This is a genomic window from Aggregatimonas sangjinii (assembly GCF_005943945.1).
Lineage (GTDB): Bacteria > Bacteroidota > Bacteroidia > Flavobacteriales > Flavobacteriaceae > Pelagihabitans > Pelagihabitans sangjinii.
Genome location: NZ_CP040710.1, coordinates 2,901,174 through 2,917,547, shown reverse-complemented (window position 1 = coordinate 2,917,547; position 16,374 = coordinate 2,901,174). Strand labels below are relative to the sequence as shown.

Annotated in this window: 15 protein-coding genes; 9 read left to right on the top strand and 6 right to left on the bottom strand. The window is 43.0% G+C overall.

Going from position 1 to position 16,374, the window contains the following annotated elements:
• Window positions 1–16: 16 nt before the first annotated feature.
• The 3 genes from FGM00_RS12235 to crcB form a co-directional block, all read right to left on the bottom strand.
• Window positions 17–1,246, bottom strand: coding sequence for an ammonium transporter (locus tag FGM00_RS12235; protein WP_138853183.1), 1,230 nt, complete (start codon window positions 1,244–1,246; stop codon window positions 17–19).
• Between the two features lie 34 nt (window positions 1,247–1,280).
• A complete protein-coding gene (locus FGM00_RS12230; RefSeq protein WP_138853182.1) occupies window positions 1,281–1,619 on the bottom strand; it encodes a P-II family nitrogen regulator in 339 nt (112 codons plus the stop codon).
• A 243-nt stretch (window positions 1,620–1,862) separates the two neighbouring features.
• Entirely contained in the window at window positions 1,863–2,231 is a 369-nt protein-coding gene (crcB, locus tag FGM00_RS12225; RefSeq protein ID WP_138853181.1) for a fluoride efflux transporter CrcB, read from the bottom strand.
• Between the two features lie 646 nt (window positions 2,232–2,877).
• Here crcB and FGM00_RS12210 point away from each other — a divergent pair.
• Window positions 2,878–3,270: a pyrophosphohydrolase domain-containing protein gene (locus FGM00_RS12210; RefSeq protein WP_138853178.1), complete on the top strand. Its 393-nt coding sequence runs from the start codon at window positions 2,878–2,880 to the stop codon at window positions 3,268–3,270.
• A 29-nt stretch (window positions 3,271–3,299) separates the two neighbouring features.
• On the opposite strand, the gene FGM00_RS19825 is transcribed toward FGM00_RS12210, so the two are convergent.
• The 3 genes from FGM00_RS19825 to FGM00_RS12200 all read right to left on the bottom strand — a co-directional run bounded on the left by FGM00_RS19825 (window position 3,300) and on the right by FGM00_RS12200 (window position 8,620).
• Window positions 3,300–7,277, bottom strand: a complete 3,978-nt coding sequence (locus FGM00_RS19825; protein ID WP_175416221.1) for a thrombospondin type 3 repeat-containing protein — start codon at window positions 7,275–7,277, stop codon at window positions 3,300–3,302.
• Between the two features lie 60 nt (window positions 7,278–7,337).
• On the bottom strand, window positions 7,338–7,460 hold the full coding sequence (locus FGM00_RS20045) for a hypothetical protein (protein ID WP_262711065.1): 123 nt from the start codon (window positions 7,458–7,460) through the stop codon (window positions 7,338–7,340).
• A 95-nt stretch (window positions 7,461–7,555) separates the two neighbouring features.
• On the bottom strand, window positions 7,556–8,620 hold the full coding sequence (locus tag FGM00_RS12200; protein WP_138853177.1) for a branched-chain amino acid aminotransferase: 1,065 nt from the start codon (window positions 8,618–8,620) through the stop codon (window positions 7,556–7,558).
• A gap of 107 nt (window positions 8,621–8,727) precedes the next feature.
• On the opposite strand from FGM00_RS12200, the gene FGM00_RS12195 reads away from it, so the two are divergent.
• The 8 genes from FGM00_RS12195 (at window position 8,728) to FGM00_RS12160 (ending at window position 16,311) form a co-directional block, all read left to right on the top strand.
• Window positions 8,728–9,231, top strand: a complete 504-nt coding sequence (locus tag FGM00_RS12195; protein ID WP_138853176.1) for a DUF4920 domain-containing protein — start codon at window positions 8,728–8,730, stop codon at window positions 9,229–9,231.
• A gap of 1 nt (window position 9,232) precedes the next feature.
• Entirely contained in the window at window positions 9,233–9,913 is a 681-nt protein-coding gene (gene mnmC2 / locus FGM00_RS12190) for a tRNA (5-methylaminomethyl-2-thiouridine)(34)-methyltransferase MnmC2 (protein WP_138853175.1), read from the top strand.
• A 77-nt stretch (window positions 9,914–9,990) separates the two neighbouring features.
• Window positions 9,991–10,938 carry a TIGR01777 family oxidoreductase gene (locus FGM00_RS12185; RefSeq protein WP_138853174.1) on the top strand — a complete coding sequence of 316 codons (948 nt, stop codon included), beginning with the start codon at window positions 9,991–9,993 and terminating at the stop codon, window positions 10,936–10,938.
• Between the two features lie 154 nt (window positions 10,939–11,092).
• A complete protein-coding gene (locus FGM00_RS12180) occupies window positions 11,093–11,647 on the top strand; it encodes a nucleotide exchange factor GrpE (RefSeq protein WP_138853173.1) in 555 nt (184 codons plus the stop codon).
• A 114-nt stretch (window positions 11,648–11,761) separates the two neighbouring features.
• The gene (dnaJ, locus tag FGM00_RS12175; protein WP_138853172.1) at window positions 11,762–12,889 is read left to right on the top strand and encodes a molecular chaperone DnaJ; all 1,128 of its coding nucleotides are present in this window, start codon (window positions 11,762–11,764) and stop codon (window positions 12,887–12,889) included.
• Between the two features lie 291 nt (window positions 12,890–13,180).
• The gene (locus tag FGM00_RS12170; RefSeq protein WP_138853171.1) at window positions 13,181–14,116 is read left to right on the top strand and encodes an ABC transporter ATP-binding protein; all 936 of its coding nucleotides are present in this window, start codon (window positions 13,181–13,183) and stop codon (window positions 14,114–14,116) included.
• The gene (locus tag FGM00_RS12165; protein WP_138853170.1) at window positions 14,109–15,452 is read left to right on the top strand and encodes an ABC transporter permease; all 1,344 of its coding nucleotides are present in this window, start codon (window positions 14,109–14,111) and stop codon (window positions 15,450–15,452) included. Before FGM00_RS12170 ends, FGM00_RS12165 begins: the two co-directional genes overlap by 8 nt.
• A gap of 1 nt (window position 15,453) precedes the next feature.
• A complete protein-coding gene (locus FGM00_RS12160) occupies window positions 15,454–16,311 on the top strand; it encodes a mechanosensitive ion channel family protein (RefSeq protein WP_138853169.1) in 858 nt (285 codons plus the stop codon).
• The last annotated feature ends 63 nt before the right edge of the window (window positions 16,312–16,374 follow it).

The window sequence follows — 16,374 nt, the reverse complement described above, 5'->3', positions numbered from 1 at the left end:
ACGCTCCGTTTTAAATTTAATCGTTGGTAAAATCAGGATATGCATCCATACCATGCTCGTGTATGTCTAGCCCTTCGATTTCTTCTTCTTTAGAGACCCTTAAGCCCATAATGGCTTTTAAGGCACCAAGAATGATGAAGGATGTAATGACACAGAAAGCACCTATGATAACAACTCCATAAAGTTGGGTCAAAAATTGACCGCTACCAGCTTTTGCACCAAAGATACCTACGGCAAGAGTGCCCCAGATACCGCAAATCAAGTGCACCGCGACCGCACCTACAGGATCGTCGAGTTTTAACTTATCGATTAGCGCTACCCCGCCCACTATCAGAAGTCCGGCGAGAAACCCTATAATAACCGCTTCGTTCGGCGACATCAGGTCGGCACCGGCGGTAATACCTACAAGTCCCCCCAAGATGCCGTTTAGGAACATCGTAAGATCCAGATTTTTATAAAGAATAGTAGATAAAATCATCGCTCCGAAGCCACCGGCTGCTGCTGCCATACAAGTAGTTACAAGTACCAAGGAAGTCAGTTCCGGATCTGCGGAGAGCACAGAGCCTCCGTTAAAGCCGAACCATCCTAACCATAGGATCAAAACGCCTGCCGTTGCCATGGGAATACTGTGTCCGGGAATCGCCTTGGGTTTGCCATCTTCACCGAATTTTCCAACTCTCGCACCGAGCAGGGCTATGGCGACCAGTGCGGCCCATCCGCCAACAGAGTGCACTAAGGTAGATCCTGCAAAATCATAGAATCCCCAATCGTTCAAGAAACCGAGTCCCCATTTCCAAGAACCCACTATAGGATACACTAGGCCGACATAGAAAATCACGAAAATCATGAAGGCCCCGATTTTGATACGCTCGGCAACCGCACCGGAAACAATTGTTGCTGCTGTGGCCGCGAACATTCCTTGAAAGAGGAAATCGGTCCACCAGGTATAACCTCCACTGGCGTATTCCGGGGTCATCCCGTTTTCCGGGGCTGCGATGCCAAAACCGGCAAATTTTATAATGCCACCTGCACCTTCTTCAAATCCAGGATACATGAGGTTAAAACCGAAAGCATAGTAAAGCAAAAGGCCTCCGGTAATGATAAAAATATTCTTGAATAAAATGTTAATCGTATTTTTTTGTCTTGTAAGACCGATTTCCAAAAATGCAAAACCGGTATGCATGAAGAATACCAAAGCGGTACAAATCATCATCCAAACATTGTTTGCTGTAAATAATCCTTCCATAATAATAATCGTTAGTGGGTTTTTGAGTATTGGTTTAGTTAATTCCTGACTGACCGCTTTCCTTGGTACGGATTCGGTAGGCCTCAGTTACTTCGGATACGAAGACTTTGCCATCGCCGACATTGCCGGTGTAGGCCGATTCCAAAACCGCGTTTACCGTACGCTCCAAAAATTCATCTGAAACGACGACCGACAAATACCTACGCTGAATGTCGGTAGTGCTGTAAGAAATACCACGGTACACATGGCCTTGTTTCTCGTTCCCGACCCCGGTCACATCCCAATAGCTGAAGAAGTTTACTTCTATTGCATGAAGAGCTTTTTTTACATCATCGAATTTGGATTTTCTGATGATGGCTTCGATTTTTTTCATTTGAATAGGTTTTTGTTTAAAGCGGTAAAAGTATGTTAAAAAAATTAACACCCCCTATTTTAGGGGGTAGCTTCTTATATTTTTACGGATATAAAAAATATACCCCTATAATTTTAGGGGTATGATATATTTCGACTGATTTTTTACGGTATTGGCTATTTGACCACAATGGAAATGCAAGTATTAGCTCGCACAGCATGTCGAGTAAATAAACATATTGAAAAATCGGGAGGGCAGCAGTTTCTAGAGCTCCGCAAGCCACACGCCAATGGCTACAGCTAGAACGCCGATAGCTATGCTTGCAATAGTGTAGAGTGCAAAATGGAATAATTCTCCGTCACGTAACACGGAGTGGTTTTCGAAAGCAAATGCGGAAAAGGTGGTAAAGCCTCCACAAAAGCCGGTAACAAGAAGAAGTGTATGGTTTTGGGAAAGTAGATTTTCCTTGAGTGAAAATCCAAGGACCAATCCTATTAGAAGACATCCAATGATATTCACTAGAAAAGTACCTAAAAAGAAATGTTGAAAATAGCCGTTAAAAATCTTCGAGATAGCATAACGCAGCATGCTGCCAATTCCTCCACCGAGAAAAACAAGTAAAAACTGTTTCATAATTGGTAGTTGGGAACAATAGCTGTGCCTGAATTCCCTAACAAGAAATGTTGGCCAAAACGTAAATCTAAGAATTGAGACTCCATTACGGTTCTAAATATACCATAAAGGTATAAAACTAAACCGCTTTCTTAAATTCGGAAGATGCCAAATCTATAGGATATACTTTTGAGGCGGAAGAATCGGATGCCTCTTCTTTAGTTTTTGATACTTTTCGGGATATCCCGTTAACACCAAAAAACAAAAAAATCGCATTTGCCCCAAGAAGGATAAAAAGAATGATGTAAAAACTCGTCATTGTATGGCCCCTTTATTCGATGTATAACGCAAAAATACGTTGTATGGTATGATTTACGTTGAAAATCAGAATATTGTTGTCAAGCAGCTGATTTTTGTGGTGTCTGCAAAAAAGTTGTTAAATTTTAGTAAAATACTTAATTAAAAAGAGGGAAATTATAAAAATCACGAAGAAAATACCTACCCATTTAACACCTTTGTAGTTCTTTAGGTGCAATTTTTTGTCTTTTTGATACGAAAAGATGATGGCCAAGGCAAATACGATGATGAATAGGATGGCAAAAACGAGTTGACCCGTGCTGAACATATTGGTACTTTTATGCAAAACTAACCTAAAAATATCGATATAATGAAGAACAAGCTTAACGCTGTTAAAGAATTTCACAATGCCTTTGGTCTTGGCGTATCCGAAACCATGTGCGCCGATTTGGGGGAAGCTAAAAACCGCCTTCGTTTTAATTTGATGGATGAAGAGAATAAGGAGTATTTAGAAGCCGCGGAGAACAATGATTTGGTAGAAGTAGCGGATGCCTTGGGCGATATGCTTTACATTCTTTGCGGTACCATCCTAGAACATGGTATGCAATATAAAATCGAAGAGGTCTTTGACGAAATACAGCGTAGTAATATGAGTAAGCTGGGTGCCAATGGCCAACCTATTTACCGTGAGGACGGCAAAGTATTAAAAGGCCCAAATTATTTTAAACCGGGTATTCGGGCCATATTGGATAAGGGATATTGAATCGTTTCTATCTCGAATCGCTCGTTTCGTTAATTTCTGATAATCTTATAGGTTGTACGCGTATTTAAAGTCGTCACAGATAGGATATAGACACCCTGAGGCACACCTGCCATATTCAAAATTACCGTATTGTTTATAATTTCATATAAATCGTTCGAGTATCGTGTACCGTCCGTCGCATAGAGCGATGCTTGTACATTAGTTTCAACGCCTCCTTCTAATTGAATGGTAAGCGTATCGCCCGAAACAGGGTTGGGATATACATAAAAAGTCGGATTCAGTTTAATGATTTCCTCGTAATCCGTATCGCATTCCCTGCCCGTGGAAACTTTTAAAGTATTACGCGCTTGGGTCAGGGGTAAAGTGACTTCACCTTGTTCGATAATTGAAATTTCATTGTTTAGTGTTATGGTATAAGCATCGTTTCCTGTTAGGAATAGCGTCAATTCATTGGTGCTTGGGTCGATTACGGTATTTACCGAGAATTCCTCGGGGGCTTTCAATGAAATATCAAAACAAGCTTCATAGCCCTCCTGGCCTGCGACGGTAAAACAAAGATTGTATTCGCCCACTTCCAAATTGTCAAAACCTGAACTTGTGGTAAAAGATTCCGTTACGGTTTCCCCATTAAAGGTCAATGTAGCCTGATAGTCATAGTTCGCCACTGTGGAGATGTCAATACTGCCCCTGTTCGTAGTACAAGAAATACGTTTTGATATGCGATAATTATCTCGATTTAAAGAAAAACTTTCGCAACCTTGGGCATTTACGGCTGTCCCTAGAGGTGTTGCAGCGCACTCATCAACGTCGTTTTGCACACCGTCGCCATCAAAATCGGTATCACAGTTGTCCCCGATACCATCGCCATCAAAATCCGCTTGGTCGGGATTTGCACTTAGCGGACAATTGTCAACGACATCCAAAATTCCATCATTATCATCATCTGGATCGCACATATTGCCAATGCCGTCATTATCGGTATCCAGCTGATCGTTATTCGCTACGGTGGGGCAATTGTCGTTTGCATTTGAAATACCGTCCCCATCTTCATCATCAACGGTACTATCGCAAACATCACCGATACCATCACCATCGGCGTCTTCTTGGTTCGGGTTGCCGATCAAAGGACAGTTGTCGTCCATATCCAGAATACCGTCGTTGTCATCATCCCTGTCACAGACGTTCCCGATACCATCACCATCCGTATCCAATTGGTCGGGATTATTGATTTCAGGACAATTGTCCAAGGTATTTATGATGCCATCGTTATCGCTGTCATCATCGCAGACATCCCCGATACCATCCTCGTCCCCATCCTCTTGATTTGGGTTCGCTATGGTAGGGCAATTATCGTTTGCATTCAGTATTCCATCTCCATCGTCGTCGTTGGGTAGCTCACAAACATTACCGATACCATCATTGTCAGTGTCGGATTGGTCCGGGTTGCTGGTCAACGGGCAATTATCGAGCGCATCCAAAACACCATCATTATCATCGTCCTCATCACAAACGTCGCCTATGCCATCGTTATCGGTATCTAACTGGTTGGCGTTTGCTGTTAAAGGGCAATTGTCTACATCATCCAATATACCGTCGTTATCATCGTCATTATCATCCAATTGGGTACCGGCGACCACAAGGTCATCTATGATCACTCCCTCTTCGGTAACAAATGAATCGGAATGGAATACAAAGCGAAACACAATATTGGTCGCTTGGGTAAGGTCGGTTTCAGTACCGGCATTCAATGAAAAATCGTAACCGTACTCGGTAAATTGTGTCTGGCTACCGGTCCATTGTCCGCCTGTACAAAGTTGACAGTCTACACCGTTCGTAGTACTGCTACGATCACTGTTATACCAATTAGGGAGACTGTTCTTTGATCCAAGAAGGGTCCAGTTCTCACCAGAATCCAAGGAATATTCAACATAGGCGACATCATAATTGATTTCAATGTCATAGGCCATTTTGAACTTTAGGATGGGATTTTCGATACTTGAAAAATCATAGCAGTTGGTAATCAAAAATCCTTTTTGGCCATCGGGGTAATCTCCACCTAGAGTGGTGCCATAAACATTTGACCCTGAAGTGGCGCTGTTCAATAAAGTACCTGTGGGAACTCCTCTCTGCCAAACCGGAGCGTCTTCGGTTTCATTGTACGTAATCAGCTGGTCGCTTTCTGTTTCGAACGTATTTATTTGGGCTGCTATTCCGGAGGTGTTCGCGAAAAAACGACGTGCTATTGTATTATTGTTCGGCAAATCGTCGTTAGCTGCTTGTGCTATGACTTCCAGTTCGGTTTCGCCAACAGCATCCAATAAGATGGGATTCAAAGAAACCGTAATGGTCTGGTTTGGTGCTATGGAATTGGAAAAGGATTGCATTTTCTGTGTTCCTTGGTCTAGACGATACAAGACGTCAAAACCGGATATGGTATTAATACCGCTGTTTTTTACTTCGATTATCGGCAATATTGAACCGCATACCAAGCTACCCTCATCAGGAGTCACACTGATCAAGCGAAGATCATCTTCAGGTGTTTGCACGGTATACTGTCCTGATATCGAATATTTTCCTAAGGATGCATAATCGGAGTAGCCCGTATCAACCGTACCGCGACCTACACCGCGAACTTCGAGAAAGTAGAGTCCTGCTACAAGATTTTCGGTCATTTCCGCATTCAATCCCAGCGGATTGCTCATGGCGATTTCCGCTCCGTTTACATCTAAGAGTCTTGCTTTGATATCTAAATTAGGATGCGCCTCGTCGGGACTGAAAACGAAGGAAGCTTGTCCTGCTTCGGCAAGAAAAGAGAACATGTCAACATCGTTTCGTTCGCGTATAATACCGGAATTATCGGAGCCGGTAACGTTTCCTCCAGCATCCGCATCAAGAGGTGTTGCCGTGTTGTCGTCATCACCATGGTCGTCGGGAGCAAAACCAAAGTTGTTTTGTGATCCGGCGATGATCTGAATATCGTTTTGCATGTTGGTCGCATTGGTGTATTCCCCTATACTCCATTGCGCAACAGGACGGTTCAGGCTAAAGCCCATAATCGGGGCCCAAGTGTTATGTCCGGTATAATACTCGGTGGTACCTTTACCATCATGGTCGAGCCCCATGGTATGGCCCACTTCGTGCGATCCAGTATCACCGGCGTCTTTTCCACTTCTTATATTGTAAACCCAACATGGGTCATCAGTATTCCAAGAGAAGGAATTTAAATAGGCCACTCCACCAGATTCAGGTTGCGCATCATCGGTAGGGGTAAAGATGCACATCATCCTACGATTTTTGGGAGTTGCCTCAAAAACCGATCTGTCGGTAACGATATTGATATCAAACGGACTAAAATCTTCTGCCATGATTTCCCAGGTAGTTCTAATTTCGGCGTCTGAAAGCCCGGATGGTTGTGCGTTGATCGTGTCCCCGTTGCTCCAGTTGGTACCACTTACGGTTTCACCATCAAAATCAAGATAGATGACCGCCGTGGCGCTTGGTCTACTTTGCAGGTTTAGCGAGGAATTTTTGGCAGTTGTCTTTCGTGTATTTTTATCAATCGTTATCGAATTTGTTCCCTTTTCGAATTCCACACAAATAAGATTGCCGATATCGGTTTCTTTCGAATAGACCTTGTTGTTCGTTCCGGTGAATAGGCGGTAGGCTTTTTTGAGATCACGAAGGATGATATGCCCCTCCATCTTTCCTTTTTCCACTGTAAAGCTGAAGGATGAGGTTTCTTCGTTGCGCACCGATCCGATATACCGTTCGCCATAAGCTACTTGGTCGCGTAAATTTAGCTTTAACTCTAATGTTTTATCTGCCCCAATTTGAACGGGAATTCCACTGGAATTTTTCGCTGTTGCGTTGCTCTTGTCGAACATGTTAACGAACTCGGAAACCGTATCGGCGATAAGAATGGGTTCGGTCGGTGTAGATTGGGCATTCGAAATAACGCCAAATAGGAAGATTGTCGCAAAAAGTAATCGGGAGATAAATATGTTCATGCAAAAGTAGGTTGAGGGGCTAGAACGCCCGAAAACTAACTTTATTGGTTTTGCGCTGGCTTATTCGATATACTGCAGCTGAGTACTTTTACGTGAAAGGGAAATAAGCATAGCACCGGACATTTTTATCGATTTCTTCATTGGGGTCATGGCGGTAAGATAGGTGTATGTCTGATTTTGCATACATTCAATTAATGTTTACGCGCCCATCGAGAGTCCGGCAGACGAAAGGGCTGGGATAGTCATCTTCGAGAACCAAAGGATTGTTACGAGTGATATTATACTTTCTGCCGCCACCCAAATGGGTCTTCACTACGATTGTACTGAATATCGGTGATGATTTTTTTAAAGCGGGAAGCGTAGCTGTCTGTTAGCTCTGGTAAGTCATAGTCGGTGCCTCGATACCCAAATGCGGCGATAGGAGACACAACGGCAGCGGTTCCGGCTCCGAACATTTCTTTGAGACTTCCATTTTTCGCGGCTTCGACCACTTCGGGAACGGTTATTTTGCGCACCTCGGTACGAATACCTTCCGCCTGGGCGATTTCGAGAATACTTTTACGGGTTATTCCATCCAATATCCGATCACTGGTCGGTGCAGTAATCAAGGTGTCGTTGATGCGGATAAAGATATTCATCGCGCCGGCTTCCTCGATGTTCTCATGGGTATTGTCATCCGTCCAGATTACTTGATTGTATCCCTCTTTGACGGCGAGTTGCGTCGGGAAAAATTGTCCTGCGTAATTACCCCCTGTCTTTGCAAAACCGACGCCTCCATTTGCGGAACGGGAATAGGTTTCCTCGATTAGCACCTTAACCTTTCCGGAGAAATAGGCACCGGATGGCGCAAGACAAATTAAAAACTTGTATTCATCGGCAGGGGAGGCGTGAAAACCTTTTCCAGAGGCAAAAATAAACGGGCGAATATAGAGCGAACTCCCATCTTTTTGTGGAATCCAATCCTTATCCAAGTTAATCAGTTCTTTTAGGCCGTCCATAAAATAAGCCTTGGGTATTTCAGGAATGCACATTCGGTTCGCAGAAATATTCAAACGCCTGTGATTATCGCTGGGTCTGAATAGAAAGGCATCGCCATGGTCATCTTTATAGGCCTTCATCCCTTCGAAAATAGACTGCCCGTAATGAAATATCTTCGCCGACGGCTCTAAGCTAATAGCCTGGTAAGGCATAATCTCAGGAGTCTGCCACGCACCGTTTTTATAATCACAGACCAACATATGGTCGGTGAATACCGAACCAAAGGCCAGGTTATCAAAGTCAACCTGACTGATTTTAGATGTTTTTATCTTTTCGATCTTGATCGCGGTTGCGGTCGTTTCCATATCGTAGCTGTTAATTTCGATTAAAATTAATTAAATATAGCGATTGCTGCTTCGTTTTTAGTTTAAAATTGCCCAATTTTGTGTGCTAACGTTAATTTTTAAAGGAAATGAATCGTTTTAACATTTTACTTATATTTTTCTTCGTTTTCCTAGGCGCGAGGGCGCAAGATTCTCAATCCCTTAAGGCCGACGAAAAGATGTCCTCCGAGGGATATATTTCATATGGGGCCGAAATCGATTCGGATTCCACAGTGGCCACGGCGGAAATGGGTGAAAACTATCAAGTTTTAAAAGTAACCGATACCGCACAGGTTAAATTTGCGGCAACAGTAGCGGAAGTTTGTCAGGCTAAGGGGTGTTGGATGAAACTAAAGCTCGATAACGGCCAGCAGACCATGGTGCGTTTTAAGGATTACGGATTTTTTATGCCTTTGGATATTGCCGGAAAGGAAGTCATCGTAAACGGAAAGGCTTTCGTCGAGGAAATGAGTGTAGAAGATCAAAGGCATTATGCAAAAGATGCGGGTAAGACGGCAGAGGAAATCGCCAAAATCACAAGCCCTAAAAAGACCTATGGTTTTGTGGCGGATGGTGTTCTTGTAAAGAATTAACTTGAAACGCAAGATCATAACCACTGGTGATGGCTCGACCACCATTCAAATAGCTGATTGGGACGAGCAATACCACTCCAAACATGGCGCCGTTCAGGAAGCCTATCACGTTTTTATCGAAAACGGACTCGCGCTATTTGCAGACCGAAACATCGCCATTCTGGAAATCGGGTTCGGCACCGGCCTCAATGCATTCATTACTTTTTTAGAAGGGGTCGAAAGGAACTTGACCATAGATTATGTTGGGGTAGAAGCCTTCCCTGTGGGTAAGGAAGAATTGCAACAGTTGAATTACGTCGAGCGATTGCGGGCCGACGTTTTTACCAAGGATTTCCGGCAAATGCATGAATGCCCATGGGAGGCTCCATTTTCTCTTTCAGAAAAATTCAACCTGCATAAACAGCAAAAAGGGTTTGCTGAAATCGACGATAAAGACCGATACCACCTTATCTACTTTGATGCTTTCGGGGCGAGGGTACAGCCCGAATTATGGACGGAAACTATGTTCGAGAAAATGTTCACAGCGCTAAAGCCCGATGGGGTTCTCGTAACCTATGCCGCAAAAGGCAGCGTGCGCCGGGCAATGCAAGCGGTCGGTTTTACGGTCGAGCGCCTGCCCGGACCTCCTGGAAAGCGAGAAATGTTGCGGGCGACCAAAAGAGGTGCTCTTCCCCTCGATTAGTCCTTGTCATCCTGAAACAATGTTAAATCGAAATTAAACCCACCATCCGCTCGGTTGAAAACCAATACTTTTACAGAATGAAAGTGTTGATAACAGGAGCGACGGGTCTGGTAGGAAGTGAAATTACCGCTTTGTGCCATGCACAGGGTATTGATGTGAACTACCTGACCACCAGCAAGAAGAAAATCGAATCTAAGAAGAATTATCACGGTTTTTATTGGAATCCCGATTCGGGTGAAATCGATTTGAACTGTTTTGATGGGGTATCTGCGATTGTCAACTTGGCTGGAGCTAGTATTTCGAAAAGATGGACCCCAGAGTATAAGAAAGTAATTCTTTCCAGTCGTATCAACACCTTAAAAACCCTTCATAAGGGATTGAAGAGTTGTAATCCCGAACAGATTGAATCGTTCGTCTCGGCATCGGCCATCGGTATTTATCCAAATTCATTAACCGAGTTTTACGAAGAAGATGAAACCGCGATAGATGACAGTTTTTTGGGTGAGGTGGTAGCAGCATGGGAGAAAGAAATAGATACTTTTAAAACGTTCGGTTTTCCGGTTGCCAAAGTTAGAATCGGCTTGGTGATGTCAGACGATGGCGGGGCTCTTCCCGAAATGGCCAAACCCATTAAATTCTATGTAGGCTCCGCTTTTGGGTCAGGGGAACAATGGCAATCGTGGGTGCATATCACCGACTTGGCGCGAATATTCCTATTTGCTATAGAACATCGACTTGCCGGCATTTACAATGGGGTCGGTCCGAATCCCGTAACCAATTCGAAATTGGTCAAAGAGATTGCGCTCGTACTCAAAAAGCCTTTGTTTTTACCCAATGTGCCCCGGTTTGCCATGAAAGCCCTGTTAGGAGAGATGTCTTATATACTTTTTGCCAGCCAGCGTGTAAGTTCCAAAAAAATAGAGGAAGAAGGTTTTGTATTTCAATATATGAACGTATGCCGCGCTCTAGAAAGTATTTACGGGGAACACGACGCAAAGGAAACTACCAACACCGTTTATAGCTAAAACACTAAATTTTAGTAGCCTCCAATTATCCTCGCACTTTGTGCCGCATAGTGTATTCTGCTAAATCGTAATTTCTTTTAATGACATTTTGACATTTTTAAAGAATTGGCAGTACTTTTGCCGTCTTTAAGCGACCATAAATTTTTAAGTCAAAATGAGCGAAAAACAGAACGAGGAAGAATTGAACGAAAAGGTTGTCGAGACCGTTGAAGATACAACTCCCGAAGTAGAAGTTCGAGAGGAGGAAATTGAGGAAAAAAGCGTTGAGGACCAGCTTCGCGAGGACCTGGCCAAAGAAAAAGAAAAATTTCTAAGACTTTTTGCGGAATTCGAGAATTATAAAAAACGGACTTCCAAAGAACGAATGGATTTGTTCAAAACCGCTGGCCAGGAAGTAATAACCTCCCTTTTACCTGTAATGGACGATTTTGAACGTGCCACGAAAGAACTTACGAAATCTAGTGATAAAGAAAGCTTTAAGGGCGTGGCGTTAATTCAAAATAAATTGAAGGAGACCCTGAAATCAAAAGGCCTTCAGGAAATTGAGATAAAGCCTGGCGACAAATTCGATCCAGAGGTACACGATGCGATTACCCAAATTCCAGCACCGAACAAGAAACTGAAAGGTAAGATAATCGATATTGTTGAAAAAGGTTTTTCGTTAGGGGATAAGATTATACGTCACCCAAAGGTAGTGGTGGGGAATTAAAACGGTGTTGTAAAATCCCATATTTACAAAGAAAAATTTCCCAGATAGATATAAGGAAGCAAGAAATCACAAGCGATGAATTCTTGGGATGGGATAGCATCCAAATAAATAAGAATGAAAGAAGATTATTACGATATTCTAGGAGTTGGTAAGGGAGCAACCGCTACTGAAATTAAAAAAGCCTATCGAAAAAAGGCAATTGAACATCATCCGGACAAGAACCAAGGGGACCCGAAGGCCGAAGAAATGTTCAAGAAAGCGGCCGAGGCTTATGAGGTGTTGAGCGACCCCGACAAAAAAGCACGTTACGACCAATTTGGTCATGCCGCCTTTGAAGGTGGTGGTGGTTTTGGTGGTGGCGGTATGAATATGGACGACATCTTCAGTCAATTCGGTGACATCTTCGGTGGCGCTTTCGGTGGTGGCGGCGGTGGTTTTAGTGGCTTCGGAGGTTTTGGCGGTGGCGGTCAACGGCGAGTCAAAGGCAGCAATCTTAGGATTCGGGTCAAGTTAACGCTGGAAGAGGTGGCCAATGGGGTGGAGAAGAAAGTCAAAGTGCGCAGAAAGGTGCAGGCAGATGGTGTTACGTACAAAACCTGTTCGACATGCGGTGGTAGAGGCCAAGTGACCAAGATAACCAATACGATTTTAGGAAGAATGCAGACTGCAGCTACTTGTAGTGCATGTGGCGGAAGCGGACAGATTCTGGATAAAAAACCGAGTGATGCAGATGGTCAGGGATTGAAAGTCTCCGAAGAAACGGTAGCGATCAAAATTCCCGCAGGCGTTGAAGACGGAATGCAGCTTAAAGTAAGCTCAAAAGGGAATGAGGCTCCAGGAAATGGAGTTCCGGGGGACTTGCTCGTGGCAATCGAGACATTGGATCACCAAACGCTAAAACGTGAAGGCGACAATCTACATTACGATTTATATATTAGCATATCAGAGGCTGTTTTAGGGACCTCTAAGGAAATTGATTCCGTAGGTGGCAAGGTGCGCATCAAGTTAGAATCCGGGATTCAATCAGGAAAGATATTACGCCTAAGGGGAAAAGGCATTTCAAGTCTTAATGGATATGGCACCGGAGATTTACTGGTGCACGTTAATGTTTGGACGCCAAAGGAACTCAACAAGGAGCAAAAAGAATTTTTCGAACGTATGCAAAACAACGAAAATTTTGAGCCAAAGCCCGAAAAATCGGATAAATCGTTCTTCGAGAAAGTGAAAGATATGTTCTCTTAACGGAATTTAATTCCTCATTTAAAATAAAAACGTATATTTGAAATTAGTATTGGGAAACTGATACTAATTTTCTTTTTCATAGCAATTTTTTTCCCATCCTTAATTTATTAAGGGTGGGTTTTGCTTTTTAGGGTATTGCCGTTGTCGACAGGTCGATGACTTTCTTTACATGTAGTATGGTCTAAACCTTTTATCAATAGGTTTCAAGATGGGTTTCTACTTTAGGTCGACCCTCGATTTAATACCTTTTACCGACCCCCACTTTTAGTTATCTTTGTTAAAATTGTTTGCATGAACAACATTTTGGTCACTAAGGAAGTAACCAAACACTTCGGCTCGTACACCGCTCTTAATAAGGTTTCTTTAGAAATTCCCCAGAATAGTATTTACGGACTCCTAGGTCCCAATGGGGCAGGTAAGACCACGCTCATACGTATCATAAATCAAATTGCCTATCCCGATTCCGGTACCGTTTTTTTTGATGGAGAACCTTTGAAGCCGGAGCATATTGCTATGATAGGCTATCTTCCGGAAGAACGTGGGTTGTACAAGAGTATGAAAGTTGGGGAACAGGCGCTATATCTTGCCCAACTGAAGGGGTTATCGAAGGCCGAGGCTAAAAAACGGCTAAAATATTGGTTCGAGCGACTGAGTATCGGCGACTGGTGGAACAAAAAGATTCAGGAACTCTCCAAAGGTATGGCACAGAAAATACAGTTTATCGTTACCGTATTGCATGAGCCGAAATTGTTGATTTTTGATGAGCCTTTTAGCGGTTTTGATCCCATAAACGCCAACTTGATCAAAGATGAAATTTTACAGCTAAGGGATAAAGGGTCTACGATAATTTTCTCGACACATCGTATGGAATCGGTTGAGGAATTGTGCGAGTACATTACCTTACTACACGAATCGGAAAAAATTCTCGACGGCAAGCTGACCGATATCAAAAAAGCCTATAAAAATAATAGATTTCACATTGGCCTTTCAAGTGAAGAGGGGGGAATGCTCATACCTGAAATCGGTACTAAATTCGATTTGTTGGCTTCCGATTACGATGCTAAGGAAAAGCAGTTGAGTTTAACGGTGCAATTGGCTTCCGATGATTCGAAGGAGTTGTTGGCCTATTTGGCTTCAAAGGGAAACATCAATCATTTTGAGGAAAAAATACCTTCTGCGAATGAAATTTTTATAAGAACCGTACAAAGCAAAAGCATACATGAGTAGGAAGTTGCCGTTGATCGTCAAAAGAGAGTACCTAGCCAAAGTACGGAACAAATCGTTTGTAATCATGACTTTTTTGAGTCCGGTTTTGATGGTGGGCATGGTTGTATTGATTGCTTATCTGACTAAATTGAATGACAGTGATAAAAAAGTCGTGGGCATCTTTAACGAAAGCGATTATTTTTCGGCTGATTTCAATACAACCGAAAACGTTGCCTATTTTCAATTTTTCAATCTAGACTTTCAGGCGGCCATCGATTCGGTAAAACAGATGGGATATTCTGGACTTCTGCACATCCCCAGGGAAGCTGGCCTAGAGGAGGTGGCCAAGAAATCATTCTTTTATTCCAAAGACGCCCCTAGTACCATGCTGCTCAACCGTATAGAGTCTGTTTTTCAGGATAGGTTACGAGAGAGCAGGCTACTCGATCTGGGTGTTTCTTCAAGTGATTTTGCCAGTGTCAGAAACGAGTTTGAAATCAATACTTCAACTTTCAACGGTCAGCAGAATGTAAAGGGAATCAATGAGATTAAGGCTGGAATAGGAGGCGCGTTCGGCTATTTGATCATGATGTTCATCATTATTTACGGTGGTTTTGTAATGCGAAGTGTTATCGAGGAAAAAACAAGCCGTATCATCGAAATTATCATTTCTTCGGTAAAGCCTTTTCAATTGATGTTGGGAAAGATTATCGGTACTTCCTTGGCGGGTATAACACAATTCGGTATTTGGATCATTTCGGCAGGCATACTTTTTCTAATAGCTATGGCCCTACTGGATATCGATGTGAATGCGCTAACGCCCGGACAGGATTTGATACGGAATGCAGCGGGTGATATGGCACCGCCAATTCCCACGGCGGATGATACGTTAATGTTATATTCTCAAGAGATATTCAAAATTCCTTGGTTGACCTTGATCGTTTTCTTTCTGCTTTATTTCATTTTGGGATACCTTATATATAGTTCTATTTACGCAGCAATAGGAGCGGCCGTGGACAATGAGACCGATACACAGCAGTTTATATTTCCCATTATTCTACCCTTAATGCTCGCAATATATGTCGGCTTCTTTTCAGTCTTTAGTAATCCGCACGGGCCGATCGCGGTCGGTTTTTCACTTTTTCCATTAACTTCGCCAATAGTTATGATGATGCGGCTGCCCGAAGGTATTGGTGAAGGCGGGGTGCCCATTTGGCAATTGGCGAGCTCTATTGTACTGCTTATTGGTACATTTATTGGTACTGTTTGGCTGGCCGCCAAAATTTATCGTGTAGGTATTTTAATGTACGGTCGAAAACCTACCTACAAAGAATTGTACAAATGGTTAAAGTATTAGCATGGAAAACGTCAAAAACTTTTTGTCATCCTTAAAAGAATGGCTTTCCTATGACTTGGTAGACACTGAGACGATTCATATTACCGTAGGAACGTTTTTAGTGCTCATCGCCATTTTGATATTGTCCACGTTTATATTGAGGGTCGTACATCGCATTGTTGTTGCAAAACTACCGGAGGGGGATAAAAATAAGTTCGTCAGTATCTTCTCGTTCCTCAAGTATTTCTTCTACATCATTATCGTGATTATGGTGCTTCACTCCTCGGGGGTGAACTTAACCGTATTGCTTACCGCTTCCGCAGCCTTGTTCGTGGGCCTGGGTTTTGCGCTGCAATATCTTTTTCAGGATATTATCTCGGGTATCTTGATAATTTTGGATCAGTCGTTACATGTTGGGGATATTATCGAAGTAGATGGGAAGGTTGGCCGCGTTTTTGAAATCCGTTTGCGAACCACAAGGGCACTAACACGCGACGATAAGGTAATTGTGGTGCCAAATCATATGTTTCTGACCGATATAATTTACAACTATACCCAGAACCATAACACGACGCGGGAATTGATCAAAGTCGGGGTAGCCTATGGTAGCGATGTTGAAAAAGTTACTAAATTACTGATAGAAGCGGTAGCCGACCAGTCGAAGGTTTTGAAAAATCCCGAGCCTTTTGTGACTTTTGACGATTTTGGGGATTCGGCTTTGCTGTTTTCTTTACATTTTTACATCACCGATAGTTATGCCGATCCTCGAATAAAGAGTGATATTCGCTATAAAATCGATGCCGCTTTTAGGGATAATGGAGTTTCAATTCCTTTCCCGCAACGAGATTTGCATATCATCAGAAACCCAAAAACAACATAATTATCGGTCATACACACTTTGTACGCCTTTTGGTGCTGGTTTTTTTTGCCGTAGGAAATCCTT

Excerpts from the sequence above, each read along its gene's own strand:
- FGM00_RS20045 (WP_262711065.1), bottom strand. The coding sequence starts at position 7,460 with ATGCAAAATCAGACATACACCTATCTTACCGCCATGACCCCAATGAAG.
- FGM00_RS12200 (WP_138853177.1), bottom strand. The coding sequence starts at position 8,620 with ATGGAAACGACCGCAACCGCGATCAAGATCGAAAAGATAAAAACATCT.
- dnaJ (WP_138853172.1), top strand. The coding sequence starts at position 11,762 with ATGAAAGAAGATTATTACGATATTCTAGGAGTTGGTAAGGGAGCAACC.
- FGM00_RS19825 (WP_175416221.1), bottom strand. The coding sequence starts at position 7,277 with ATGAACATATTTATCTCCCGATTACTTTTTGCGACAATCTTCCTATTT.
- FGM00_RS12230 (WP_138853182.1), bottom strand. The coding sequence starts at position 1,619 with ATGAAAAAAATCGAAGCCATCATCAGAAAATCCAAATTCGATGATGTA.
- FGM00_RS12210 (WP_138853178.1), top strand. The coding sequence starts at position 2,878 with ATGAAGAACAAGCTTAACGCTGTTAAAGAATTTCACAATGCCTTTGGT.
- FGM00_RS12185 (WP_138853174.1), top strand. The coding sequence starts at position 9,991 with ATGAAAGTGTTGATAACAGGAGCGACGGGTCTGGTAGGAAGTGAAATT.
- crcB (WP_138853181.1), bottom strand. The coding sequence starts at position 2,231 with ATGAAACAGTTTTTACTTGTTTTTCTCGGTGGAGGAATTGGCAGCATG.
- FGM00_RS12195 (WP_138853176.1), top strand. The coding sequence starts at position 8,728 with ATGAATCGTTTTAACATTTTACTTATATTTTTCTTCGTTTTCCTAGGC.
- FGM00_RS12235 (WP_138853183.1), bottom strand. The coding sequence starts at position 1,246 with ATGGAAGGATTATTTACAGCAAACAATGTTTGGATGATGATTTGTACC.
- FGM00_RS12160 (WP_138853169.1), top strand. The coding sequence starts at position 15,454 with ATGGAAAACGTCAAAAACTTTTTGTCATCCTTAAAAGAATGGCTTTCC.
- FGM00_RS12165 (WP_138853170.1), top strand. The coding sequence starts at position 14,109 with ATGAGTAGGAAGTTGCCGTTGATCGTCAAAAGAGAGTACCTAGCCAAA.
- FGM00_RS12180 (WP_138853173.1), top strand. The coding sequence starts at position 11,093 with ATGAGCGAAAAACAGAACGAGGAAGAATTGAACGAAAAGGTTGTCGAG.
- FGM00_RS12170 (WP_138853171.1), top strand. The coding sequence starts at position 13,181 with ATGAACAACATTTTGGTCACTAAGGAAGTAACCAAACACTTCGGCTCG.